This window comes from Psychromicrobium ferritrahens, assembly GCF_043789415.1.
Taxonomy (GTDB): Bacteria; Actinomycetota; Actinomycetes; order Actinomycetales; family Micrococcaceae; genus Renibacterium.
Genome location: NZ_JBDLLW010000001.1, coordinates 2,076,800 through 2,100,418 on the forward strand (window position 1 = coordinate 2,076,800; position 23,619 = coordinate 2,100,418).

At 60.8% G+C, this 23,619-nt stretch carries 25 protein-coding genes and 1 tRNA gene; 11 read left to right on the forward strand and 15 right to left on the reverse strand.

From position 1 onward, the window contains the following. Nucleotides 1–169 precede the first annotated feature (169 nt). The 3 genes from ABDK06_RS09510 to ABDK06_RS09520 all read right to left on the reverse strand — a co-directional run bounded on the left by ABDK06_RS09510 (nt 170) and on the right by ABDK06_RS09520 (nt 4,648). Nucleotides 170–2,839 carry an alpha/beta hydrolase gene (locus tag ABDK06_RS09510; protein ID WP_394940715.1) on the reverse strand — a complete coding sequence of 890 codons (2,670 nt, stop codon included), beginning with the start codon at nt 2,837–2,839 and terminating at the stop codon, nt 170–172. A gap of 223 nt (nt 2,840–3,062) precedes the next feature. Next, the gene (locus tag ABDK06_RS09515) at nt 3,063–3,995 is read right to left on the reverse strand and encodes a TIGR01777 family oxidoreductase (protein ID WP_394940716.1); all 933 of its coding nucleotides are present in this window, start codon (nt 3,993–3,995) and stop codon (nt 3,063–3,065) included. Then, nucleotides 3,992–4,648, reverse strand: a complete 657-nt coding sequence (locus tag ABDK06_RS09520) for a TetR/AcrR family transcriptional regulator (RefSeq protein ID WP_394940717.1) — start codon at nt 4,646–4,648, stop codon at nt 3,992–3,994. The genes ABDK06_RS09515 and ABDK06_RS09520 overlap by 4 nt, the downstream gene beginning before the upstream one ends. A gap of 142 nt (nt 4,649–4,790) precedes the next feature. Between ABDK06_RS09520 and ABDK06_RS09525 the strand changes: the two genes are divergently transcribed. Together ABDK06_RS09525 and ABDK06_RS09530 are read left to right on the forward strand one after the other, a co-directional pair. Beyond that, nucleotides 4,791–7,049: a carbon starvation CstA family protein gene (locus ABDK06_RS09525; RefSeq protein ID WP_394940718.1), complete on the forward strand. Its 2,259-nt coding sequence runs from the start codon at nt 4,791–4,793 to the stop codon at nt 7,047–7,049. After that, the gene (locus tag ABDK06_RS09530) at nt 7,046–7,249 is read left to right on the forward strand and encodes a YbdD/YjiX family protein (protein WP_394940719.1); all 204 of its coding nucleotides are present in this window, start codon (nt 7,046–7,048) and stop codon (nt 7,247–7,249) included. Before ABDK06_RS09525 ends, ABDK06_RS09530 begins: the two co-directional genes overlap by 4 nt. Before the next feature lie 8 nt (nt 7,250–7,257). On the opposite strand, the gene ABDK06_RS09535 is transcribed toward ABDK06_RS09530, so the two are convergent. Genes ABDK06_RS09535 through ABDK06_RS09545 form a run of 3 tightly spaced genes read right to left on the reverse strand, consistent with a single transcriptional unit; the run spans nt 7,258 to nt 9,796 of the window. Then, nucleotides 7,258–8,007 carry an SDR family NAD(P)-dependent oxidoreductase gene (locus tag ABDK06_RS09535; protein ID WP_394940720.1) on the reverse strand — a complete coding sequence of 250 codons (750 nt, stop codon included), beginning with the start codon at nt 8,005–8,007 and terminating at the stop codon, nt 7,258–7,260. A gap of 29 nt (nt 8,008–8,036) precedes the next feature. After that, on the reverse strand, nt 8,037–8,804 hold the full coding sequence (locus ABDK06_RS09540; protein WP_394940721.1) for an ABC transporter permease: 768 nt from the start codon (nt 8,802–8,804) through the stop codon (nt 8,037–8,039). Continuing rightward, nucleotides 8,801–9,796: an ABC transporter ATP-binding protein gene (locus tag ABDK06_RS09545; RefSeq protein WP_394940722.1), complete on the reverse strand. Its 996-nt coding sequence runs from the start codon at nt 9,794–9,796 to the stop codon at nt 8,801–8,803. Before ABDK06_RS09545 ends, ABDK06_RS09540 begins: the two co-directional genes overlap by 4 nt. 126 nt (nt 9,797–9,922) lie before the next feature. Here ABDK06_RS09545 and ABDK06_RS09550 point away from each other — a divergent pair, with 126 nt between their 5' ends. Continuing rightward, nucleotides 9,923–11,128 carry a sensor histidine kinase gene (locus ABDK06_RS09550; protein ID WP_394940723.1) on the forward strand — a complete coding sequence of 402 codons (1,206 nt, stop codon included), beginning with the start codon at nt 9,923–9,925 and terminating at the stop codon, nt 11,126–11,128. Continuing rightward, complete coding sequence (locus tag ABDK06_RS09555; protein WP_394940724.1) at nt 11,128–11,736, forward strand: response regulator transcription factor; 609 nt, start codon at nt 11,128–11,130, stop codon at nt 11,734–11,736. Before ABDK06_RS09550 ends, ABDK06_RS09555 begins: the two co-directional genes overlap by 1 nt. Here ABDK06_RS09555 and ABDK06_RS09560 read toward each other — a convergent pair. Genes ABDK06_RS09560 through ABDK06_RS09570 form a run of 3 tightly spaced genes read right to left on the reverse strand, consistent with a single transcriptional unit; the run spans nt 11,733 to nt 13,252 of the window. Next, nucleotides 11,733–12,242: a PaaI family thioesterase gene (locus tag ABDK06_RS09560; protein WP_394940725.1), complete on the reverse strand. Its 510-nt coding sequence runs from the start codon at nt 12,240–12,242 to the stop codon at nt 11,733–11,735. The two genes, ABDK06_RS09555 and ABDK06_RS09560, sit on opposite strands and share 4 nt — an antisense overlap. A 37-nt stretch (nt 12,243–12,279) precedes the next feature. Continuing rightward, on the reverse strand, nt 12,280–12,687 hold the full coding sequence (locus ABDK06_RS09565) for an ImmA/IrrE family metallo-endopeptidase (protein WP_394940726.1): 408 nt from the start codon (nt 12,685–12,687) through the stop codon (nt 12,280–12,282). Between the two features lie 52 nt (nt 12,688–12,739). Continuing rightward, the gene (locus tag ABDK06_RS09570; protein WP_394940727.1) at nt 12,740–13,252 is read right to left on the reverse strand and encodes a hypothetical protein; all 513 of its coding nucleotides are present in this window, start codon (nt 13,250–13,252) and stop codon (nt 12,740–12,742) included. Nucleotides 13,253–13,518: 266 nt separating this feature from the next. Here ABDK06_RS09570 and ABDK06_RS09575 point away from each other — a divergent pair, with 266 nt between their 5' ends. The 3 genes from ABDK06_RS09575 to ABDK06_RS09585 all read left to right on the forward strand — a co-directional run bounded on the left by ABDK06_RS09575 (nt 13,519) and on the right by ABDK06_RS09585 (nt 14,917). Continuing rightward, a complete protein-coding gene (locus ABDK06_RS09575; protein ID WP_394940728.1) occupies nt 13,519–13,788 on the forward strand; it encodes a helix-turn-helix domain-containing protein in 270 nt (89 codons plus the stop codon). 73 nt (nt 13,789–13,861) lie between these two features. Then, the gene (locus ABDK06_RS09580) at nt 13,862–14,458 is read left to right on the forward strand and encodes a bacterial proteasome activator family protein (protein WP_394940729.1); all 597 of its coding nucleotides are present in this window, start codon (nt 13,862–13,864) and stop codon (nt 14,456–14,458) included. A gap of 6 nt (nt 14,459–14,464) precedes the next feature. Next, entirely contained in the window at nt 14,465–14,917 is a 453-nt protein-coding gene (locus tag ABDK06_RS09585; RefSeq protein WP_394940730.1) for a hypothetical protein, read from the forward strand. On the opposite strand, the gene ABDK06_RS09590 is transcribed toward ABDK06_RS09585, so the two are convergent. Continuing rightward, a tRNA-Thr gene (locus tag ABDK06_RS09590) sits at nt 14,891–14,963 on the reverse strand. The two genes, ABDK06_RS09585 and ABDK06_RS09590, sit on opposite strands and share 27 nt — an antisense overlap. 210 nt (nt 14,964–15,173) lie before the next feature. Between ABDK06_RS09590 and ABDK06_RS09595 the strand changes: the two genes are divergently transcribed. Next, a complete protein-coding gene (locus ABDK06_RS09595) occupies nt 15,174–15,905 on the forward strand; it encodes an HAD-IA family hydrolase (protein ID WP_394940831.1) in 732 nt (243 codons plus the stop codon). Nucleotides 15,906–15,940: 35 nt separating this feature from the next. Here ABDK06_RS09595 and ABDK06_RS09600 read toward each other — a convergent pair whose 3' ends face one another. From ABDK06_RS09600 to tmk, 3 genes are all read right to left on the reverse strand, one after another. Next, nucleotides 15,941–17,497, reverse strand: coding sequence for an alpha/beta hydrolase (locus tag ABDK06_RS09600; RefSeq protein WP_394940731.1), 1,557 nt, complete (start codon nt 17,495–17,497; stop codon nt 15,941–15,943). A gap of 127 nt (nt 17,498–17,624) precedes the next feature. Next, on the reverse strand, nt 17,625–18,779 hold the full coding sequence (locus tag ABDK06_RS09605; protein ID WP_394940732.1) for a DNA polymerase III subunit delta': 1,155 nt from the start codon (nt 18,777–18,779) through the stop codon (nt 17,625–17,627). Beyond that, complete coding sequence (gene tmk / locus ABDK06_RS09610) at nt 18,776–19,426, reverse strand: dTMP kinase (RefSeq protein WP_394940733.1); 651 nt, start codon at nt 19,424–19,426, stop codon at nt 18,776–18,778. Before tmk ends, ABDK06_RS09605 begins: the two co-directional genes overlap by 4 nt. 103 nt (nt 19,427–19,529) lie before the next feature. On the opposite strand from tmk, the gene ABDK06_RS09615 reads away from it, so the two are divergent. After that, entirely contained in the window at nt 19,530–20,684 is a 1,155-nt protein-coding gene (locus ABDK06_RS09615) for a trans-sulfuration enzyme family protein (RefSeq protein ID WP_394940734.1), read from the forward strand. Between the two features lie 9 nt (nt 20,685–20,693). Then, the gene (locus ABDK06_RS09620) at nt 20,694–21,026 is read left to right on the forward strand and encodes a DUF2516 family protein (protein ID WP_394940735.1); all 333 of its coding nucleotides are present in this window, start codon (nt 20,694–20,696) and stop codon (nt 21,024–21,026) included. 44 nt (nt 21,027–21,070) lie between these two features. Here the strand turns inward: ABDK06_RS09620 and ABDK06_RS09625 are convergent, their stop codons facing one another. Continuing rightward, nucleotides 21,071–21,886 (reverse strand): methyltransferase domain-containing protein, encoded by an 816-nt coding sequence (locus ABDK06_RS09625; RefSeq protein WP_394940736.1) that lies wholly within the window; start codon nt 21,884–21,886, stop codon nt 21,071–21,073. Nucleotides 21,887–21,999: 113 nt separating this feature from the next. On the opposite strand from ABDK06_RS09625, the gene ABDK06_RS09630 reads away from it, so the two are divergent. Next, the gene (locus tag ABDK06_RS09630) at nt 22,000–22,746 is read left to right on the forward strand and encodes a phosphoglyceromutase (protein WP_394940737.1); all 747 of its coding nucleotides are present in this window, start codon (nt 22,000–22,002) and stop codon (nt 22,744–22,746) included. A 98-nt stretch (nt 22,747–22,844) separates the two neighbouring features. Here ABDK06_RS09630 and phoU read toward each other — a convergent pair whose 3' ends face one another. Continuing rightward, nucleotides 22,845–23,504: a phosphate signaling complex protein PhoU gene (gene phoU, locus ABDK06_RS09635; protein WP_394940738.1), complete on the reverse strand. Its 660-nt coding sequence runs from the start codon at nt 23,502–23,504 to the stop codon at nt 22,845–22,847. Between the last annotated feature and the right edge of the window lie 115 nt (nt 23,505–23,619).

The following is a 23,619-nucleotide window of genomic DNA, read 5'->3' on the forward strand; positions in this document are numbered from 1 at the left end:
CGAGGTAGTTCACCCCGCCGCCGACGGAGTCTCATGGGGCCGCTGCTTCAATAGAAGCAGCTTTCGCCAGGTTTGAGATGCGGGGAAAGGGTTAACCCGAAAGGGATGCTGCGGAATTAAATGAGTGGGGGCCGAGCCATGGCTCGGCCCCCACTCATTTGCTATGTAACTAGTGTTGCTTTGCCCGACGGCGTTGAGTTGAACTCAGATAAAGCGTGAGCCCCGCCACCAGCAGAGCGCTCGCACCCAGCAGCGGCCAGAGCAGATCCGCACCGGTGTTCGGCAACTCGCTCTCAGCTCCTGCCTGGGCGGGATCACTGCCAGCTTCGGAAGGCGAGCCGTTCGCAGGCTTCCCAGCAGGCTTGACGCTCGGCGTCGTGACACTGGGCGTCGTGACACTGGGCGTGGTCGGGGTGACCGCTGCCTTTTGCAAGGTCAGCGTGCCGACCGCAGGGGCGAGCACCTTATTGATGTCCTCGGTGCCGACAACGGTGATGGTGTAGTCACCCGGTGCGGCATCCGCGGGGATTGTCACCGGCAGAGAGATGGTGCCCTCAGCCGAAGCGACGGCGGTCTTGCCGCTCAGGATCGGTGTCGCCGCGCTCAGTAGCGCCGTGCGCTGCTGAGCCTGTACGGATTTCGCCGAGGCAGATTTGGGCTGCACGGTGACCGAGTAGATGCTGCCGCGAGTCAAGCCACTCGCCGTCAAAGTCACTTGCTTCCCTGCCTCGCTGGTCAGGTTTGCTGCTTTGGGCACAGCACGCCACTGGGTATCAACCTGGCATTCATTACCGGTGATCACCTTTGAATAGATGTCCTTGGTGGAGACCCCTGTTGCCCCGGTGATATCGGTCGGGATGGTCAGGGTCTTCAGATAGGTATTGGCGATCTCATTGGCGCAGTCGTGGCTGCCCAGGTAGGCGGTATGGTCATTGCCCGCCACGGTCAGCAGGGTGCTGCCAGTGGCCTTAGCCAGCACAACACCGTTGGGATAGGGAGTGGCCGGATCATAGGTCGTCGAGATCACCAGGACGTTCGAGAGCGCCTTGAGCTCGGTTCCCTGAGCCAGAGTGCCTTTCACCTTGTAGTAGGCGCACCAGTCTGCCTGGGGCTCCACGCCGCGCTGAGTGCCGTCGGAGTTCTTTCCGGGATCGGTGAAAGGTGCCACCCGATAGGTTTCCAGGATGTTCTGCTTCGCGGTTGCATCATCCACCGGTTCAGGTGAGCCGTTGTCCACACAGCTGATCGTGGGGAACGCTGCACTCGTGGTGGATTGGTACTGGCCTTCAGGGCTGCGCTGCCAGTAGCTATCGGAGAGCGCGAGCAGATCGCTGATGTCCTCGCCCGCCTTTGCCGCGGCTAGACCCGCATTCAGCTGCGGCCATTCGTCCTCGGAGTACATCGCCTCGATCGTGGCATTGGTGAAGTCCTGGAAGCTCAGCGGACGTTTCAGGCTGACGCTGCCATAGGTGTCAGCACCCCAGGCCTTTTGCGAGAGGGCCTGGTAATGAGCGAGCAGGGTTGCCTTGTCCGAGTTGGTGCCCAGCGCACAGGGCACATCGGTCCCATTGAAGTTGAAGCCGTTGTTCTCGGCGCAAGCCGCCATGAACTGCTCGAAGGTCGCTTGGAAGCCCTTGATCTGGTCATTGGGGTCGGCTTCGGAATTACCGGTGATGTCTTTGAACTTCGCGGCTTCCGCGGGGTTGTTCTCGAAGGGATTCACCACGCCGTCGATGATCATCGATCGGATATTCGCCGGGAACTGTAATTCGTAGTGGTAGGCGATCGAGGTGCCATAGGAGAAACCCAAGTAGTTGACTCGGCTGTCGCCCACCACGCTGCGCAGCACATCCAGATCCTTCACCACGTTGTTGGTGCCGACATTCGCAATGAAGTCTTCGCCGTCGATCCCGAAGCCCTTACCGGTGTTGTCGTAGCAGGCCTGGGTGCCTCGTTCCAGGGTCTTGTTCAGATCCGCAGAGCTCAGCAGGTCACTGCCTTGGTGCTGTGCGTCGATGAACTCATTCGAGGCACACTGGATGGACGGCGCGGAAGAACCAACACCGCGCGGATCGAAGCCGATCAGATCGTAATCGCCGAGCAGATCTGCCTGATCGAAGAAGCCGCCGACGTTATTGGCCAGGCTCATTCCGGGGAAGCCGGGGCCGCCCGGATCCATGAACAGGTTCTGCTTTTTAGCATTTCCGCCGGGCAGATGAATGCGCAGCATAGCCACCGCGATGGTGGTTCCGTTGGGCTTCGAGTAGTCGAGCGGCACAATTGCGTAGCCACAGGTGTAGACGGCTCCCGCGAAATAATCGCCGGTTCCGTAATCAGCGCAGGACTCCCACTTCACACTCTGCCGATAGTAGTTCTCCAGGCCAGCGGGGATGACGCCGGCGCCGGTGCCGCCAGCTTTCGGGGCGCCGATCCGGTAGGTATTGGTGCCGGTACCGAAGTTATTGACGACGCTCCGCGAGATCCCGGTTCCCTCCGGGTTGCTGGAGCCGTAGATCGCGGGATCGGTCGGATCGAGCGGTCCGGGGACGCCGGGAGGGAGCTGCGCGGGTTTCTTCGCTGCGGGAGCTTTCGCCGGCGTGGGGGTTGGCTTCCCGATGATCGGCGACGTCGGCGTCGGCTTCGGCGGGATGGCCACTGTCTCGCCGGGAACGCTGACCGGCGTCGCTGCCGAGTCGGCCGCTGGGCTGGGCGGCGGCAGCTCTTCATTCGAGCTGGTCGGAGCATGGATCACATCGGCGTTCGCGAGGCCGGGGAGCCCGACCAGGGCAATGCTCAGGGCCGCAGCTGTAGCCAGGCCCATTCGTGCTGTATTTCGCATGGGTATCCAGTCTGGAAGTGAGCGATGCCCTGAGGCCAGGCCTGAGCATCGCTCGTGATGGTCGATTGCACCCACCGGAGAAAGTCACTCACCGGATCGATTCGCTGCGAAAGTCGCTGTCAAACCTGATCTCGAAGTAGATGCTCCGATCAACAATAATCACTTTTGGCTGAAATGAGAGCTAAAGCACATTAAATTTTCACAGTCGTAACAAATCGCAGGCTCAGCGATGCTCGGCTTCCCGGATCGCGCCGAGCGCGCTGGATAGCTCGGGATATCTCCAGCTGAAACCGGCCGCTCGCAGTTTCTCCGGCGCGACCCAGCGGCTCTTGAGTACCAGTTCGGTTTCGGTGCGGATCACCACCGCGCCGAAGCTGAGCAACCAGCGCGGGGTGGGAAGCCCGAAAGGAATGCGCAGGGCTGCGCGCACTTGTCTCATGAGTTCTCGGTTTTCCACCACCTGCGGGGCGGCGAGGTTGATGGCGCCCTGCAGCTCCGGATGCTCGTGAATGAAGAGGACAGCGCGGAAGACATCCTCAACGTGGATCCAGCTGTACTTCTGGCTGCCTTCACCCATCGACCCTCCCAGGCCGCAGCGGCTCAGGATCTCAAAGGGGCGCATCACTCCAGCTCCTCCAGGGCCCTTGCGAGCTGAGCCACGGCCGGCCGGACCCATCACGATCGACATCCTCAGCGGGATCTTCCGGGTGTGCGGAGTGCTCGCAGCGCTCAGTTCGGCTTCCCAGGCCTTGGCAACCTCGACCGAGAAGCCAGCGCCTAGCTCGCCGTCGTCCTCGCTTTGCGGACGGTCTTCGGCGTGCCGGTAGATGGTGCCCGTGCTCGCGTTGAACCAGTCACGGGGCGGCGTGGCGCATCCCGCGATGGCCTTGCCCAGCTCGGCGGTGGTTTCCGTGCGCGAAGAACGGATGAGCGCCTTATTCTCTGAGTTGTAACGGCAACTGACGCTCTTGCCCGCGAGGTTCACCAGCAGATCCGAACCTTCCAATAGCTCGCTGAGACCGGTTGTGTCGCCCCAGCCGGGTTGCGTGCCGCGGCCGATCTGGCGGACTTCCCAGCCTTCTTCGCTGAACCGTCGGCGCAGATGACGTCCGATGAACCCGCTGGCGCCGGCTAAGACCACGATCCGTTGAGTCATGATTGAACCTTTCGCATCAGGCTGAGTGCGTCCTCGACGAGTTTGCGCGCCACCGGCAGTTTGGCCAGACTGAGCAGCCGAGCGATCAGCGGGGAGGCGCCCCTGGCCAGTGCCCTGGTGCGCCGTTGGCCCTCTGAGTTGTCGTTGACCCAGAAAAAGGTGAGCGCCAAATAGCCGAGCCAGAGCAATTCCGGAAGGTCCTTGCGAAGGCTGGCCGGTGCCGAGCCGTTAGCGCCCTCGATGGTCAGCCGGAATAGCTCGATAGCGTCTCGGCGGGAGTCGGCTGAGGCCGCATTGAAGGGACTCGCGGTACTCGTCGGTGAGATGGCGGTCTGCAGGAATGCGGCTCCGAAGGAGTGATAAGGGGCCATTACCGAGATTCCGGCCTGCAGTACCAGTTCCAGGCGCCTGGCTAACGAGCTTTCGGTCTCCAAGGCTCGTAAAGCGGCGCCGCGGTGCTCTTGCTGGATCCTTGCGTAGAGCTCCTGCACCAGATCGTCTTTGGACTCGAAGTAGTAGTAGGCGCTGCCTAAGGAGACGCCGGCGTGCTGCGCAATAGCCCGCATAGTGGTTTTTTGATAGCCCTGCTCTCGAAACATTCCGAGAGCGGTATCTATCACCAGCTGCTTGGTCTGCTCGCTTTTCGCAGTCATCTCAACCCCTTATTTGAACGCGTTCAATTAACAGTAGAACATATAATTGAACGCGTTCAAAATATTTGCTGAGGGATCTGCTGTGGCTCGTCCCCGAGCTCGGGGTAATCTGGAGCACACAGCAGATTCTCAAGGAGGAGACATGCCCGAACGCGCTTCAACTGCTTTACAGCAGGATCCGGAACTGCCACCGGTTGCGGTGGACCCAGATCGCCTCGTGGCTGAGGATAAGAGATGGACGCCGGTCAAAATCGCGCTGTGGGTAGTGATTGCGCTGCTGGGTGGTTTCGCCTGGGTGATGATCGCGGTGCTGCGCGGTGAGACTGTGAACGCGATCTGGTTCGTCTTCGCGGCGGTGTGTACCTATTTCATCGCTTACCGGTTCTACTCGAAGTACATCGAGAAGTACCTGCTCAAGCCCAATGATCGACGGGCCACGCCGGCCGAGTACAAGGCCGATGGAAAGGACTTCGCCGCCACCGACAGGCGGATTCTCTTCGGCCATCACTTCGCCGCGATCGCTGGCGCCGGGCCGCTCGTCGGACCCGTGTTAGCCGCGCAGATGGGGTACCTGCCGGGCACCTTGTGGATCATCGTCGGCGTGGTGCTCGCCGGAGCCGTGCAGGACTATCTGGTGATGTTCTTCTCGATGCGCCGAGGTGGCCGCTCGCTGGGCCAGATGGCCAGAGATGAACTCGGTGTGATCGGCGGTACCGCCGCCCTGATCGCCACCTTGGTGATCATGGTGATTATCGTGGCGATTCTCGCGCTCGTCGTGGTCAACGCGCTCGCCGAGAGCCCCTGGGGTGTCTTCTCAGTATCGATGACGATTCCGATCGCACTGTTCATGGGCTGCTATCTGAGGTTCTTCCGGCCCGGCAAAGTCACCGAAGTCTCGATCATCGGCTTCGCCCTGCTGATGCTCGCCATCGTCGGTGGTGGCTGGGTCAGCCACACCGAGTGGGGTGCCGCATTCTTCCACCTGGACAAGGTGACCATCGCCTGGGGCATCATCATCTACGGATTCATCGCCGCCATTCTGCCCGTTTGGCTACTGCTCGCCCCGCGAGACTACCTCTCCACCTTCATGAAGGTCGGGGTGATCGTGATGCTCGCCCTGGCGATCGTCGTGGTGCGGCCCGAGATCAATGTGCCCGCCTTCAGCGAATTCGCGGGTAAGGACAACGGCCCGGTGTTCTCCGGCTCGATCTTCCCCTTCCTGTTCGTGACCATCGCCTGCGGGGCCCTATCGGGTTTCCACGCCCTGATCTCCTCGGGGACCACGCCGAAGCTGATCGAGAAAGAGCGGCAGACCAGGTTCATCGGCTACGGCGGGATGCTGATGGAGTCCTTTGTCGCCATCATGGCTCTGGTGGCCGCTCTCTCGATTGACCGGGGGATCTACTTCGCGATGAACTCTTCGGCGGCGGCCACCGGTGGAACCGTGGAGGGTGCCGTCGCCTTCGTGAACTCCCTGGGACTCAGCGGAGTTCACTTGAGCCCCGAGACACTCACCCAGACTGCGCAGAACGTCGGGGAGCAAACAGTGATATCCCGCACCGGGGGTGCCCCGACGCTGGCCGTTGGCTTGGCGCAGATCATGCATCAATTCGTCGGAGGCCAAGCCTTCATGAGCTTCTGGTACCACTTCGCCATTATGTTCGAGGCGCTCTTCATCTTGACCGCGGTCGACGCCGGTACCCGGGTCTCCCGCTTCATGTTGCAGGATGCGCTCGGCAATTTCGTGCCCAAGCTCAAGGACACTTCATGGCGCCCCGGCGCCTGGGCGACCACCGCCGTCATGGTAGCTGCTTGGGGGGCCGTGCTGCTGATGGGTGTCACCGATCCGCTCGGTGGTATTAACACGCTGTTCCCGCTCTTCGGCATCGCCAATCAACTGCTCGCCGCCATCGCACTGGCCATCTGCCTGGTGATCGTAGCCCGGAACGGCAGCTGGAAGTACCTCTGGATCGTCGGGTTGCCACTAGCCTTCGCCGCCGTCGTCACGATCACGGCGTCGTACCAGAAGATTTTCTCTCCGGTGCCCGCGGTCGGCTACTTCGCTCAGAACGCCCAGTTCTCTCAGGCCCTCGCCGACGGCAAGACCTCGTTCGGTACCGCTAAGACCGTTGCCGCGATGGAGGCTGTGGTGCGCAATACGATGATCCAGGGCGTGCTCTCGGTGATCTTCGTGGTGCTTTCCATCGTGGTCATTCTGGTGGCTTTGTGGATGACGCTCAAAGCCTTCCGGGCACGCACTATTTCCAGTAACGAGGACCCCGCAGTCGCCTCGCGGATCTTCGCTCCAGCCGGTTTGCTGCCGAGTGCTGAAGAACAGAAGATTCAAGCGGAATGGGATGCTCTTCCCGAGGCCCAGCGAGTGGTGAGGCGAGGTCATTGAACGGTTCCTGGAATCGTGTGCTGCGTTTGATGAAAGCTGTGCGCTGGTATATCAAGGGCTTGATGGGGGAGGACGCTTACCAGAAGTATCAGATTCATCAGCTGACCGCCCACCCCGGGGCGCCGATGATGACCGAGCGGCAGTTCTGGCGGGACCACACGGATCGACAGGATGCCAATCCGCAGGGGCATTGCTGCTAGATACCGAGTCAGCCGAATCCTCGGATGGCGGTCAGTGGTCCTGTGGTCTGACCGCCGTCCACCGGCAGCGTCACGCCGGTGATCCAGGAGGCATCGCTCGATGCCAGAAAAGCGATGGCCGAGGCGATGTCCTCAGGTTCTCCGACCCTGCCGAGCGGGCAGAACGGCAGCATTTTATCCGCGCCTCCGGGGACCTTGGACCAGGCTCGGGTTCGCACAGTGCCCGGAGCCACCACATTGATGCGCACCCCGTCCGAGCCCAATGTGACCGCAAGGTTCTTAGCTAGAATACCCAGTCCGGCCTTTGCGCTGGAGTAACCCGGGCCGCCGAAGGCGAGCAGGGCGTTGACGGAGCTGACCAGTACGATGGCGCCCCGGCTCGCCCGCAGAGCCGGGGTGCACGCCTTGATCAGTCGCACCGGGGCGTGCAGATTGAGATCGACGACTCGCTCCCATTGACGTTCTTCCAGGGGATCAACGGTGGGGATCTCCCCGCCCGCCACCGAGGCTAGGACGTCGATCCGGCCAAAGCCGTGCAGTACCGCGCTGATCGCCTGTTCGACCGATTCGGTGCTCAGCACATCGCAAGGCACCGCAAGGGCAGCTCCCGCCCACTCGGTCACCAGTTCGGTAGCTGCCCCTGGATCGGAGTCGAGAATCGCTACCCGGGCGCCCTCGGAGAGGAAGCGCCGGGCGGTAGCGTGCCCGATACCGTGCGCACCACCGGTGACAATCACCACCTGATCTGAGAATCTCATATCTCGAACTTACGCCGAACCCCGGGTGCTCAGCGCTTATCCCAACGAAATTTCTTAGCCCCGTAGTAAGCGAAGACGATGGTCCAGAGCAGCATGATCGCCATCGCCGGAACATAATCGTTCCAGGCCGGCGCGGTCTGCCAGGCCTGCATCACCAGGGTGGCCAGCGCGCCGCCAGGACTGACCAGCTGCAGTATCCGGAAATCACCGCCCGGCAGCGCCATGGTCCAGATCGCGGTGCCCAGCACAACGATCAGGAAAGGCATCACGGTGATCTGGGCTGCGGCCGCCGAAGGAGTGTAAACACTGGTAAAAAGTCCGCAAGCGGCACACATGGCGACTATCAGCAGGGTGGCTGCCACGAGCAAAAGCGGCTGGTGCGGCAGACTGGCTCCCCGGGCGAAATACGCGATCAGGATCACCACGAGCTGGAGCAGCACCATCACGATGCTGGGTAGTAGCATGCCAGCAAAGATCGCACCATTTGAGGCTTCTCCGCTGCGCAGTCTCTTGAGGAAGAGCTCTTCGCGCCTGGTAGCGAGAGTGGTGGTCGCGGTCAGATAGACGCCCATGACGGGAATCAGGGATAACATCAGCACCACTTGCAGGGTTGGAGTGTCCCCTCCCTGACCGGTAAAAATGTAAAAGGCGCCAAAGAACAGCGGAAGAAACAGGGCTCCGGTGAGCACCGTCTTATTGCGGAAGGTGATCTTGGCTTCGGCTCCGGCGATGGAAAGCGCCCTGGAGAGCGCACTGACTCGACGGCTTTGGAAATCGGTGTTGTTCAGCGTGCTCATCGTGAGGCCTCCAGCTTCAGTGCTTTCGATTGATCGGGGGTGCTGCTGCTTGAACCGGCAGAGCTGATGCGACGGAAGACTTCATCGAGAGATGCCTCTGAAGCATTCAGCCTGGCAAGGACCAGATTTCTGCCCGCTGCCCAATTCAGCAGCCGGCCCAGATCGGTCTGCAATTGCTGGGTACGAATGGTCAGTCGCAATTCAGATGCCTCAACGGAGACCGTCGGGGTCGGTGACAACCCTTCAAGGCTGCTGCCGAGAGGCAACGAGAAACTGATGATCGCAGGTTCCGAGCTGAGTACTTCGCTCACTGTTCCGCTGAGTGCGAGTTGGCCTTCGTGCATGATAGCCAAGCGTTCGGCCAGCTGAGTGGCTTCTTCGAGGTAATGCGTGGTGAGGAAGATCGTGGTGCCATTGCGGTGCAACTCGCTGATCACCGACCAGGTACGGGCTCGGGATTCCGGATCAAGACCGGTGGTGGGTTCGTCGAGGAACAGAACTTCGGGCCGGTTGACGGTGGCCAGCACCAGATCCAGGCGTCGTCGCTGGCCGCCGGAAAGCTGTTTCACTCGAACCGTGGCTTTATTCGAGAGTTCGAGGGTTTCCAAGGCCTGCGCGGTGATCCGCTTCCGAGCCGTTGCTGAGCCGCTGACCGCGGACGACAGCTTCAGCCAGAGATCAACGGTCTCTTGAACACTCAGGTCATCGGCAAATCCTGCTTCCTGCAGCATAATGCCCAGGCGGGGTCGCAGCTGCACTTTGTTGAGGAAAGGGTCGCCGCCGAGCAGCCGCACCTCACCGGAGCTCACCGCCCGGTGGCCCTCCAAGGTTTCCATCGTGGTGGTCTTCCCGGCGCCGTTGGTGCCCAGCAGAGCGAAGAACTCCCCGTGTCGGATTGTCAGGTCGATGCCTTTCACGGCTTCGAAACTGCCGTATCGACAGCGCATGCCCTGGGCTGAAATAGCGATCTCATCTTCTGGAATATTCTGCATACCTTCAGCATGCGTCAGAACGCTTCGAGCGCGGCAGCCCCAGGACGTCATCAGTGATGCTGAATTGTGTCCGCCTGCACCATGACTTTTGTCATACCTCTACGATGGCCAGATGAGGTCGAAATCATGAGTTCTCAGCTGCCCATGACGGCGGTGCCGGAAACCGGGCAGCGCGGCGTCCGCGTCACCTGGTGGTACACCGTGATCTCAATGGTGTTCGTCTTGTTCGTGACGTACGCCCTGGTATTGCTGGAACTGCTGGTCAACAGATCGCCCGCCGATTGGCGAGATTGGCTGCTGCTGGTTTTCCTGCTGGCGAGCCTGCTCGCGGTCACCCGGTATTGCTGGCTACTCCGCGCCGGCCTTGGCTCGGGGCTGCCCGCCACGCGATATCAGGTGATGGTTTTACTGCCCGCCGTACTGATGGTCGTCTTCGCCTCATTCAATGTGCCGCACACCTTGCTCCTGCTGATCCCCGCCTGGTGGTCGGTCATCTTCATCACCGCTCTATTGCCCAGACATCGTCTGTTGTTCCTGGTCTTGGGCGCGGTCGCGATGGTGCTCCTCAGGCTGCTCGTCGGGAGTCTCAGCGAGGCGGACCCTTCGCGGCTGCTGAAGCTCGACGACGAAGGGCAGGTGTTCTATTTTTTCTTCTCCGCGGTGATCACCCCCATCGTAGTCTTCTTCAGCCTCTGGTGGTGGGATATCGTGGTGCAACTCGACCGCAGCCGGAAGGCGTTCGCCGAGCTTTCAGTAACCCGGGAACGCCTGCGGTTCGCGGCGGATCTGCACGATATTCAAGGCCATCATTTACAGGTTATCGCGCTGAAAACCGAGCTGGCTGAGAGGCTCCTGGAGCGCGATCCGGCGACCGCACGTCAGCAGATCCATGAAGCTCAGGTGCTCGCGCGCACCGCACTGGAGGATACCCGGGCTCTGGTGCGCGGGTACCGGAAGGTGGCGTTCAGCACTGAGCTGAAAAATGCCGCGGAGGTTTTTGAAGCGGCATCCATTAAGGCTGTTGTGCTGGACGAAAGTGCGGAACTGAGCAGTGAGCAGGGAACTCTTCTGGGGCTGTTGATGAGGGAGGCGAGCACGAATATCCTGCGGCATTCGCGAGCGACCGCGGTGCGGATCAGCCTCGGCGTGGAGGGAGCTTATCTGGTTCTGAAGGTCAGTAACGACGGAATCGCTGAGGCCCCGATTTCCGTACTCCGAGAGGGGACCGGTCTACTGGTCCTCAAGGAGCGCTTCGAAGCTGCCGGAGGTTCCTTAGAAGCGGAGAAAACCGAAGGTCACTTCACGGTGACGGCGAAACTACCGGAGGCGTGATGAAACAGATTCGTCTGGTGCTGGCTGATGATGAGCAGCTGATCCGAGGGGCTCTGGTGGCTTTGCTGGAACTCGAAGAGGACATCGTCGTGGTGGGATCGACCGATAACGGCACGGAAGCGGTCGCGCTGGCCAGATCGCTTGCCCCCGATGTCTGCGTGCTGGACCTTGAGATGCCTCCGACCGACGGTATCTACGCCGCGGAGGAAATTTTGCGCAGCGTCAACACTTCGGTGGTGATCGTGACTCGTCATGCCCGGCCGGGCGTACTGCGTCGCGCATTGGCCAGCCGAGTCGCTGGCTTTGTGCCCAAATCCACCCCCGCGGAGAAGCTCGCGATGGTGATCCGGGATGTCGCCGCCGGAAAGCGTTATGTAGACCCTGAGATCGCGGCGACCGCACTCAACGCGGAGAGATGCCCCTTGACGGCAAGGGAACTCGACGTCCTGCGGTTGAGCCGGGCGGGGGAGAGCGTTCAGTCGATGGCTCGCATTCTGCATCTCGCCCCGGGTACCGTGCGCAATTACATCTCGTCGGCGATGGCCAGGCTCGCCGTGCAGACTCGTTTTGAGGCGGCCAAGATCGCCTGGGAACAGGGCTGGATCTAGGGGGTCTGGTGCGGGAAGACCAGCAGGGTGCTCGAGGCGGTGGCTAGCAGTCTGCCCTCCGAGTCGAAGACGCTCCCCTCGGCAAAGGCTGCCCGGCGGCCGGGCTTGGTCACCTGCCCGATGGCGGTCAAACTGCCCGTGGTAGACAGCACAGGACGCAGGTAATTGACCTTGATCTCCAGCGAAGTGTAGCCCTGCCCCTGCGGCAATGTGGTGTGCACAGCGCAACCGCAGACAGAATCCAGCAGGGTGCACACCAAACCGCCGTGTACCGTACCGATCGGGTTGTACTGCGACTCGTCGGGAATGCAGTCGAAGGTCACCTTCCCGAGTTCCGCGGAAACCGCCGTCATATTCATCAGGCCGCTGATCGGAGGTGGCGGGACCTTTCCATCGATCATTGCCTGCAGGTATTCCAGACCGCTCATCGTGGTAGCCAGCCTTGCGCCGATCATCGGGTCTTGCCAGCTGAATGAACGGCTACGTTCGGTGGGTGGGGTGTCCATCCCCTCACGATACCCGCAGATATTACTCGCCGGTAGTTTAGTCTGCACCGCAATCGCAGAAAGCCTGAAGGAACTGCTGACGCTCCGCTGCGCTGAGGTGATCGATCCGGTCTTGGAGCACTCGAGGAGTGACCCAGAGGCAGTCCGCTAGTTCTTCGATGGAGAGCGCCCAGCGCTTGTGACGCAGTAATTCTTCCCAGGGAATGAGGCGCCGGGCGGTCTCGGCTCGCACCGATAATTCGGCGGCTGGGTCCTGACGACGGGTATGCCCGCGTTCAATGTGGATGAGCTCGTGGGTGAGGGAACACCTCCGCTCCACTTGGAAGAGGCGCCTGTCCAGCCAGATTTTGGAGACGCCGTCAGTGAGCGCACTGTGGTGCTCCAGCTCGGTCCAGATCACCGTGATGTGCGGGAGGCTGCCTAGGGTGCGCCAGGGGTGAAACATCCAAGCAGGATAGGCAGTGGGGCTGACAGTTCCCGCGGCTCAGCCGGTGAGACTATTTACGCCGCCATCTTTGGCGGGCTTCTTGGGCCTCTTCGCCGAGCGAGTGGAGGTCTTGAACGACGTCTTTGCCTTCATTGTCGCTGGAATCCGCAGCGAGTGAGAGCTCTGTGGTCTTGTCCTCCACGAGCGGCTTCTGAGTGCTCCTCGAAGCCTCATTCACAGCGGTTCGAATGAGTTTGAGGAGTGATTCGACCATTTCCTTGGACAAATTGTCGGTACCGTCTGGCAATCTGGAGATGAGGTCAGAATTTGTGGTCTCTACATCGAGGCCTAGATCAATGGCATAAGCGAGCACGATCTCGCGAACCGGAATCTTGAGCATTTCGCCGAGTGCTCGGAAGGTATCGGGACTTTTGGGCCAGCCCTTTGGCCCGCTACGCGCCAGTTCATGAAGATATTGGAATTTCAAGCTGTATCCCGCGGATTCCGCCCGGGCGGCAAGATCACGATATGACAAGCCAGAGGTTGCCCGCTCGGCTCTAATCAGCTCACTGATCGATTGCATCCGAATGTTCTCTTTCCTAAATGAGATCCAGCAGAACTCCGGCTCGCACGCCGCAGTCACAAAAAGCTTATCTAACCGTCTATCAAAACCGTCTAGCAAATATTGAAATCTACATTCAGGTTAGCCTTAATATTCCCGGCGTTTTTACGTGATGACCATTGAGTAGGCGTCTAGCAAATAAACACAATTTGTAAACCACTAATTGACACATTTTTATTTACTAAGGGACACTTAGTGCGTATTTTGACCATTCAATAAGGGGGATCATGCGGCTCAAGAGCGTCGAAACCTTACGCGCGCTCATGAATCAGGAGGCAGTGTCGATCGGCAGTCTCGCTGCCAGTTCGGGCTGCTCCAAAGGGTTCATCTCACATTTGCTGGCTGGTCGCCGTCGTTCCTGCACAGCAGCTTTGGCTGCCCGAATATCTTCCGCACTCGGTGTTCCAGTAACCGTGCTTTTCGAAATTTCGAAACCGGTACCGGCGGACGCAGTGAGAATTCTTGGTCCTTATCGCAGGATCCAGCGGCGTGAATGATGTGTGAATTGCTCGTTTCGTCTCAGTGCTAACTCTTGCTACTGAGGGCTAAGCGGCGTGAGAAGATAACACCATGAGCGACGTTCACGATGAAAATTCAGAAACGGTGGCCGAAGGTTTCCTCGAGCAGCAGGAATCCGAACAACCGGAAGCAGCTCAGCGTGCCTCGCATCCGGCGCTGCTGGGTTTGGTCGAGGAACCCGCAAAGGTGATGCGGATCGGAACCATGATCCGGCAGTTGCTCGAAGAGGTTAAGAGCGCACCCCTGGATGAAGCGGCCAGGACCCGGTTGGCCGAAATTCACGAACGTTCCATCAAAGAACTCGAAGATGGTTTATCCCCCGATCTGATGCAGGAGTTGCATCGGATCACCTTGCCGTTCAGCGATGACGAGGTACCTTCTGAGGCGGAACTGCGGATAGCCCAAGCGCAGTTGGTGGGCTGGTTGGAAGGCCTGTTCCACGGAATCCAAACAGCCCTGGCGGCTCAGCAGTTGGCGAATCAGCAAAACGCGGCGCAAGCTCAGCTCCGGCAGCTTCCGCCGGGAACAATGATCGCTCCCGGGGTGATCATCGGGGAGAACGGCGAACCGCAGCGGGCTCCGGCAGTCAGCCCGACCAAGCCAGCTGCTCATGATGATGGAGTGCCCTCACCAGGTCAGTACCTCTAACCGCCGATGGCGTTTTTCGGCAGGTTAGTGGCCGCTCGACGGGATGAGTCCGAACTCGGCAAGGGTCTCTGGCGGCGAGCCCATGATCGTTTCCGGCGCGGCCTGGACCGGTTCCATCAGATGCTCGAAGGGATCACCGATCAAGAACTCCGCCAGGATCTGATCCCGGTAGCCAATCAGCTCGCGGATCTCCTACCGGTGGTCCGTGAGATCTGTACCTCCGCTCAGCGGCTGTCACCCAGCGAGGGCTTAGACATCCCGCGAGGGTTGTTCACCGAGATTCACCGGGAATTGACCCGTGCTGGAACGGCTCTCGCCACCGCAGCTGAGGCAGTGGCGATGGTCAGGCTAATGGATCAGAATCCCTCGCCCGATGCGGTGATCCGCCGGGCCGGGCAAGTGAGCGAGCATATTGACTCAGCCAAGAAACTGAGCCTCCTAACAGAATCGAACTGTTGACCTTTTCATTACGAGTGAAACGCTCTACCGACTGAGCTAAGGAGGCCTGCGCACTTCAAAACCGCTGAGGTGACGCAAGAATCAACTTTAGGGGACGAGGCGTGCTGGGTCAAAACGTTTTGCCGCTGTTCACCCGGGTTTCGCCCAGCATTCAGCGCATAGCCCGCCGGCAAGCCCACGATGGAGAGTAAAGCACGGTGCGAGGCCTGGAAGCGCCTGCACTAGCAACGATGGGAGCGGCGTGAGCTTTGACAGCGTGACCTCAGCACTGGACAGGTCGAGGCCTCAGCCAAAACTGGCGGTATTGGACATGACCGGAACGACTGTTTCGGACAACGGCTTGGTGGAACGTGCTTTCGAATCCGCGGTGGCCCCGGAAGGGATTTTCCCGGGAAGCGAGCGGTATCGGAAGATGCTCTGCCACCTGCGAGACACCATGAGCATCTCCAAGATCGACGTCTTCAATCAGCTCTTCAAGGATGACGCCGGGCAGGCCGCCCGGGTCAATCGGGCCTTTGAAATCGGCTACGACGAAGCGATCGCCAGCGGTAATTTACTGCCGCTACCCGGCGCCGAAAGCACCATCGCCTATCTGCGCGAGTCTGGGGTGAAGGTCTGCCTGACCACCGGATTCGCTCGCCACACCCAGAACAGCATGCTGGAGTCCCTGGGCTGGATGGGCCTAGCCGATCTGAGTCTGTGCCCGGCCGATGCGGGCCGGGGCAGCCCTTATCCGGACATGATCCTGACCGCAGTCCTCGCTCTGGACCTGGACGACGTGCGGGAGACCGTGGTGATCGGTGACACCACCTCCGATATTCAGTCGGGCCGCCGAGCGGGTGCGTCTCTGGTGCTCGGCGTACTGACCGGCAGTCATCAGGGCCCAGCCTTGCGCGCCGCTGGCGCCCACGATGTGCTGGGCTCAATCGCCGAGGTGCCGGCCGTGCTCAGCGGTCTGAAAAATGCCGTGGTGTCCAGGATCGGTTGAATCTCAGTGCTTCGGCCAGGCAGCGTTTCCCTGGTTCAGCACTTCAAGCCGTCTTGCGGTGTGGTTCCGTCGAGGTAATACGAATCGACGGCGCTCGTGATGCAGGCGTTGGAGCGGCCATAGGCGGTGTGCCCGTCGCCGTTCCAGGTCACCAGGACCCCAGAGCTCAACTGCTTGCTCAAAGCCTCGGCCCATTGATAGGGCGTTGCGGGGTCTCTCGTGGTACCGATCACCACAATGGGCCCGGTGCCCTGGGCCTTAATGGGGTGCGGGGTGAGCTTCGACTGATAGGGCCAGTCCTTGCAGCTGAGGCCGGAATAGCCGAAGTACTTGCCGAAGGTCGGAGAAGCTGCCTGCAGAGCTTTCGATTCAGCCCGCATCGCTGCCACATCGCTCGTCATCGGGTAGTCCAGGCAGTTGATGGCAGTGAAGGCGAAAGTGGAGTTTGAATTGTATTTACCCGAATTCGGGTCCCGGTCCGCAGCGTAATCGGCGAGCGACATCATCCCATTCGGATCCCCAGCCATAGCGTCGCTGAGTGCCTTCTTCAGCACATCCCAGAGATCGGTGGAGTACATCGCCAAGGAGAGTCCTGAGCTGAACCCAGCGCCGGTCAGCAGACGCCCATCTCGGGTCCGCTGCGGGGTCTTCTGATAGCTCTCATTGAGTTCCCTGATCTGCTGCACAGCTTCATCAGCGCTGCCCCGCACCGGGCAGTCGGCGGACTGCACGCAGTTCTCGGCCCAGGAGTGCAGGGCAGCTTCGAAGGCCTTGGCCTGACCCATGCCGATCCCCTCGACTCCCAGGGAGGGATCCATCGCCCCGTCCAGAACGAACTTTCCCACTCGCTGAGGGAACTGCTCCGCGTAGTAAGCGCCCAGCTTGGTGCCGTAGGAGAACCCCAGATAGTCGAGTTTCGTCTCCCGCAGAACAGCCCTGATGATGTCCATGTCCTTCGCCGAGGAAGCGGTGTCGATGAATCCCAGAACCGGTCCGGTGTTCTGCTTGCACTGCGCGATATCGGTTTTATTCTCCGCTTCGTAGCTGCTCAGACCGGCGTCGGTGTCAAGATCGTAGGTCTTCTGCCGCTCTTCATCGATCTCAGCGTCGCTGATGCACTTCACTGGTGCGGATCGCTGGACGCCCCTCGGATCAAAACCGACGATGTCGAAAGCTGATTTGAGCTTGTTGGAGAAGATCGTCGGGCTATTGACCACCATGTCGTATCCGGAGCTCCCGGGGCCTCCAGGGTTCACCACGATGGAGCCCGTTTTGCTGCCCTGTGCGGGAAGTCTGACGACGGCGAGTTCGATCGACTCGCTCCGCGGATTGCTGTAGTCCATCGGGACTTTCACCTTGGCGCATTGGAAAGAGCGCTCGCACGATTCCCAGCTCACCTTCTGGGTGTAAAAACTCAACAGATCAGCTGGCACATCCTGGGTCACCGAAGGATCCGAGGTGCCCTGTTTGCCCTGCTCTGCGACGTCGGGAAAGACCGGCACGCAGCCGGTGATGCCGAGCAAGCCGACCGAAACAAGGGCAAGCGATCCGAGACCGCGGCGGAACAACCGGGGCGGACGAGTGGTCTTCATGTGGGCTCCTGCGTCATTGGGGTACCCCTTAAACTTATCCTGTCCCGCTGGCGCTGCCCGCTGTGCAGTGGCTGTCAGCTTTCGCAGCCGGGTGCCCGGACGGAAGGCCTCAGCGTGAATCTCCCGCTCAGAGCAGACTTACCGTCATGGCCTCGAGGGCCAGCAGCGGCGCGACATTGGTACTCACGATCCGCCGCCGTACTTCGTTGATGGTCTCGATCTTGTTCAGCGTCTGCTCGGATCGCCCCTGAGCGGCGAAGGAAGCCAGGTCCTCGCGCAAGCCGGCATTGACGAGTTCCTCGTCCTTGGCCTGGTTGTCGGAGAGCTGAATGAGCAGCACATCACGGTAGAACGAAATGAGATCGGTGAGCGCCCTATCCAGCGTGTCGGTGATAGAACGCTTGGAACGTCGTTTCTGGTCTTCTTCGAGCTGCCGAATCTGGGCCCGCATAGAGGGCGGCAGGGTGCCGCTTTCCGGTGCGCCGAGGGAACGAAGCAGCTGCCCTTTCTCCGCTTGATCCCGTTCCTCATTTGAAGAACTTGCTTCCGCCGTCGCGAGCTCCATCAGCGAGGCGGCGGCCTGAGCGGCCGCGGAGACTCCGCGAAGGCCGAGCGGCAGCCGGACAATCGCGGTCCGTCGGTTCCGGGCCTCTTCGTCTCTGGCTAGCCTGCGCGCAATACCTACGTGGCTCTGGGCTGCTCTGGCGGCGGCCAAGGCGAGCTGAGGTTCAATGCCATCCCGCCGGATCAGTAGTTCGGCGACGTCCTGAACCGGCGGGATGCGCAGGGTGACCATTCGGCAGCGTGAGCGAATGGTCACCAAAACATCGGCCGGGCTCGGCGCGCAGAGAATCCAGATAGTGCGGGGCGGTGGCTCTTCAATGGCTTTGAGCAAGACATTGGTGGTTCTTTCTACCATCCGGTCGGCGTCACCGATAATGATGATTCGCCAGCGGGCCGAAGCGGGGCGATCCTGAGCCTTGGTGACGAGCTCTCTCGCCTCTTCAATGCTGATCGTGGTTTTCTCAGTCTCCAGGAATGTGACATCCAAGTGGGTGCCTGCCAGCACCGTGTGGCAGGCGTGGCACTGACCGCAGCCTCGGTCCTGAGCTTCCACTTGTTCGCAGATCAATGCGGCGGCAAAAGCTTTTGCCGCATTGGATCGCCCGGAACCGGGAGGGCCGGTGAGCAGCCAGGCATGGGTGGGGGTAGCTTCCAATGAAGCTTTGCGAAGCTGCGCAACCACGGGTTCTTGGCCCTGCAGTTCATCCCAGACGCTCACAGCAGCTCCTGGATCTGTTTGAGGATGGCTTGCTGGAGTTCCGCAATGGGTAACCGGGCGTTGAGCACCAGATAGTGCTCCGGGTTGGATTCGGCCAAGCTCAGAAAAGCCTGCCGGATCCGATGATGGAAATCAGTCGGTTCGGACTCCAGCCGATCAGCTAGCTCTGCGGCACGGCGTTCCCGCGCCTCATCCGGAGCGACATCGAGTAGCACGGTGATCGTGGGCAACAATCCAACGGTCGCCCATCCATTGAGCTCGCGGATCTGCTCCACACCGAGTTCGCGCCCGGCACCCTGGTAGGCCACAGAAGAATCGATATAGCGATCGGTAATGACGATTTTCCCCGCTTCCAGTGCGGGCCTGATCAGTTGCTCGGCATGAGCTGCCCTGGCCGCGGCGAAAATAAGCGCCTCGGTGCGTGCGTCGATTTCTCCCTGACCGTGCTCCAGCACAATACTGCGGAGCTTCTCGCCCACCTCGGTGCCGCCGGGCTCTCTGGTTCGTACGACGTCGTAACCCGCTGATCGCAGGGCTTCGGCGAGCAGTGCGGCCTGCGTCGATTTCCCCGCGCCGTCGCCGCCCTCCAGGGCGATGAAGAGGCCAGCCGGCAAAGCTGCTGCGGGCGGAGGGGCAATTGTGTTCACCGCTCAAGCCTATCGAGCTTCACCGACATTTCGCTCCTCCACCGACAGCGTCATCTTGCTGCCCAGCCTCGGCTTAGCCGTGGGCTGCTCCTAGACTGAGGTGATGGAACCCGCTGAGTTCAGCTATGCCCCGGATACCACTGTGGTGAGCGCGGGGCGACCCGCACGAGAGCACGATGCAGCGGTCAATCCGCCCATCGTGCTCTCCTCGACCTATCACGGTAGCGGGCCCGTGGTCGATGGGGATCGTGCCTATGGCAGGTATTCGAATCTGAGCTGGGAACCCTTCGAACAGGCGCTCGCCGAGTTGGAGCGGGCTGCGCTGCCGGGTTTGCTGTTCTCCTCCGGGCTGGCGGCGGCCTCCGCGGCGATGGAATTGATTCCGCCGGGTGGGGTGCTGGTGATTCCACGGCACGCCTATCAAGGCGCGCTCGTGATGGCCCGGGAGCTCTCTGCCAAGGGTCTGTTTGACGTTCGGGAAGTTGATATCGCCGAAACGGATCAGGTACTCGCCGCGCTCGAAGGAGTGAGCGTGCTCTGGCTGGAGAGCCCTACCAACCCGATGCTTGAGATCGCCGACCTGCCGGTGCTCATCGAGGCAGCCAGACGGGCGAACCCCGAAGTGATCCTGGTGATGGACAATACCTTTGCCACCCCGCTGGTGCAGCGTCCCCTGGAGTTCGGCGTCGACATCGTGCTGCATTCGGTGACCAAGTACCTGGCCGGTCACTCCGACGTCGTACTCGGTGCGCTGGTGACCTCGGAACCCCGGCTTCGCGAGCGGTTGTTGCATCACCGCTCCATCCATGGCGCTATCGCTGGCCCCTTCGAAGCCTGGCTGGCCTTGCGCGGCTTGCGTACTCTGGCTCTGCGGATTGAGCGCTCGCAAGCCACAGCGCTGCTGCTGGCAGAGCGACTACGTACGCACCCGGCCGTTGCCCGAGTGCGTTACCCGGGCTTGTCGGTGGACCCGGGGCACGCCAGGGCGAAAGCACAGATGAACGGCTTCGGCTCGGTGATCTGCGTGGAAGTCCTCGGCGGGCAGCCCAGCGCTGACTCCGTAGTAGCGGCTTTGCGGTTGTGGACTCCGGCGACCTCGCTGGGTGGAGTGGAATCCTTGATCGAACGACGACGGCGTCATCTCAATGAGCCGCACACGGTTCCGGAGAATCTGTTGCGGCTCAGCGTGGGGATTGAGAATCCGGAAGACTTGTGGGAAGACCTGTCGCAGGCGCTGAATCTTGCAAGGACCCGATAGGCTAAAGACGTGATTGCCGGATTACTCAATTATTGGATCATGCTAGCGGCCGGGCTGCTGGCACTCGGAATACAGCTCTGGGCGCTGGTCGATTGCCTGATCGCCAAGCCCAGTGAATTCGAGCGCGCCGATAAGAGGAATAAAGGATTCTGGTCCGGCATCACGGCCGTCTCCGCTCTGGTCGGCGCCTTGTATCTCTTCGGCCCCGGTCTCGGTTTCTTCTTGATCCTCAATCTGATCGCTTGCGTTGCCGCAGGTGTTTATCTGGCCGACGTCCGCCCGGCGCTGCGAGATGTGCGGCGCGGCGGCAATCGTCCGATGGGGCCTTACGGGCCCTGGTGAGGTCGGCTCGGCTGTCAGTTCGGCTCGGCTGTGAGGTTACCGATTCACTGAGGCGCCACGGCTCGCCAGGCTATCGTCAGTTCGCCTAGACGCCAGCGCTCTGGGCCGTCTAGAACGGGCCAGCCCGCATCTTTCAAGCCCCGGCAACTCGCTTGCCAGCGCTGCCGGTTCCCGAAAGGCGCCAAAGCCGAGTTCTGCAACCAGTGCTGATCGAGCGCTCGCAGGAAGTCGTAGATCCTCTCACCCGGCAGATTCCGGTGGATCAGCGCCTTGGGCAGGCGTTCGGCAACCTCGGAAGGCAGTTCGAAGCTCCCGAAGCGCTGAGCCACGGTGAGTGAGACCGGACCGGCTTTCTGCAGGGCGATCCAGCTCGCCCGCCGACCGATCTCATCACAGGTGCCATCGACGAAGAGGCCATCGGGAGCGAGCCGCTCGCAGACCGTGGCCCAGATCCCGGCCACATCCGCCTCCTCGTACTGCCGCAGTACGTTGAAGGCACGTACGATCAAGGGCCTTTGCGGGGTGGGAATTTCGAAACCACCCAAGATGAAGGACAACTGCTCAGTGGCGACTTCCTGTGCCAGCAGCACCCGCTCCGGTTCTATCTCGATTCCGGTGACGCGCAGCTCCGGGTTGATCTCGATCAGTCGCTCGAAGAGCTCGACGGCGGTGGCGGGGCTCGCGCCGTACCCCAGATCGACCACCAATGGCTCCCGGCTCGCCTTGAGACGACGGCTCTGAGTTCCCGCTAACCAGCGGTCGATCCTTCGCAATCTATTGGGGTTCGTGGTGCCCCGGGTGATATTTCCGATGGGTTTGGCGGAGTTCATCGACTGGATTTTCTGGGCTCGCTGCACCACACCTCAAATTTACCTCGTCACCGGCTGATCGGGCCCCTCGGACGGGGCCCACATCCCGCGGGCCCCGAAACGAGGGACGAGTTTTGCGAAGGGATGGGGATAGGCTTGGGAACATGACTTATTCATTGATCTTGCTGCGTCATGGACACAGTGAATGGAATGCGAAGAACCTCTTCACCGGCTGGGTGGACGTCGACCTCAATGATCAGGGCCGGGCCGAGGCAGTGCGTGGCGGGCAGCTCCTGGTGGAGCACGATCTGCTGCCAGATATCCTCTACACCTCACGGCAGAAACGCGCGATCAACACCGCGAATCTCGCGCTCGCGGAAGCCGATCGCGGCTGGATTGATGTGAAGCGTTCTTGGCGGCTCAATGAGCGTCATTACGGCGCTTTGCAGGGTAAGGATAAAGCGCAGACACTCGCCGAGTTCGGCGAAGAGCAGTTCATGGAGTGGCGCCGTTCTTACGATGTGCCGCCGCCCCCACTGGCCGACGATTCCGAATTCTCGCAGGTGGGGGATCCGCGGTATGCGGACCTGGGCGATGCCTTGCCGCGTACTGAATGCCTCAAAGACGTCTTGGAGCGGTTGCTTCCCTACTGGGAGTCCGATATATCGGTCGATCTGCGCGCCGGAAAGCGAGTGCTGATCGCGGCGCACGGCAATTCACTGCGTTCCTTGGTCAAGCACCTCGATGGGATTTCGGACGCCGATATTGCGGGACTCAATATCCCCACCGGCATTCCGCTGGTCTACGAACTCGATGAATCGCTCAAGCCGATCACCAAGGGTGGTCGCTACCTGGACCCCGAGGCCGCAGCCGCCTCAATCCAGGCCGTTGCCAACCAGGGCAAGAAGTAAAGAAGCCTCTTTTTGCATCGAGTGCGGAGATCTGCACGCTTTGAACCATTGGAAGCGTGCAGATCTCCACACTCGATCATGCTCTTTAGCCGAACGAATCAGTCGGCGAAGTTCTCCGGCTGCCACTGACCGGTGACCAGATAAGAGACCTTCCGGGCTACCGAGATGCCGTGATCACCGAAGCGCTCGAAGTAACGGCTGGCCAGCGTGACGTCGGCGGTGGTTGCCGGGCTTTCCTGCCATTCCGGCGCGGAGATCGCGTGGAAGACGCCGCGGTGCAACTCATTGAGCCGGGCATCCGCATTCAGAATCGCTGTCACCAGGCTGAGTTCACGGGTCTTCAAGAGCTCGGTGACATCACGGGCGATCTGGATATCCAGGCTGGCCAGTTCGTCGAAAGCAGCGGTGAGCGAGGCCGGGATGACCTTCGCTGGGAAACGCAGCCGGGCTAGCTGGGCCACGTGGCGGGCAAGGTCGCCCATCCGCTCCAATGAAGCGCTCATCCGGAGTGAACCGACGATGATGCGCAGATCGGAGGCTACCGGCCCCTGCAGGGCAAGGATGTCGATCGCCCGTTCATCCAGGTCATTCTGCAGGAAGTCGATGCGTGCATCCGCGGCGATGACCTCCTGAGCGAGTTCTACATCGGCACCGACAAAAGCTTCATTGGCTTTTTCGATGGCCTCGGTGACGAGAGTGGAGATCTCAATGAGCTCCTCGCCTACATGGTGGAGCTCGGCCTGGAATACTTTACGCACGGAGCGTCCTTTCACGGTTGATCGCAGTTTACTGCTGCCCGGCCAGACGCAATGGTCATAGCCCTAGGCCAAACCTTTCCAGTTGACCGTAAACGGACAGACACGAGAAAGTGAA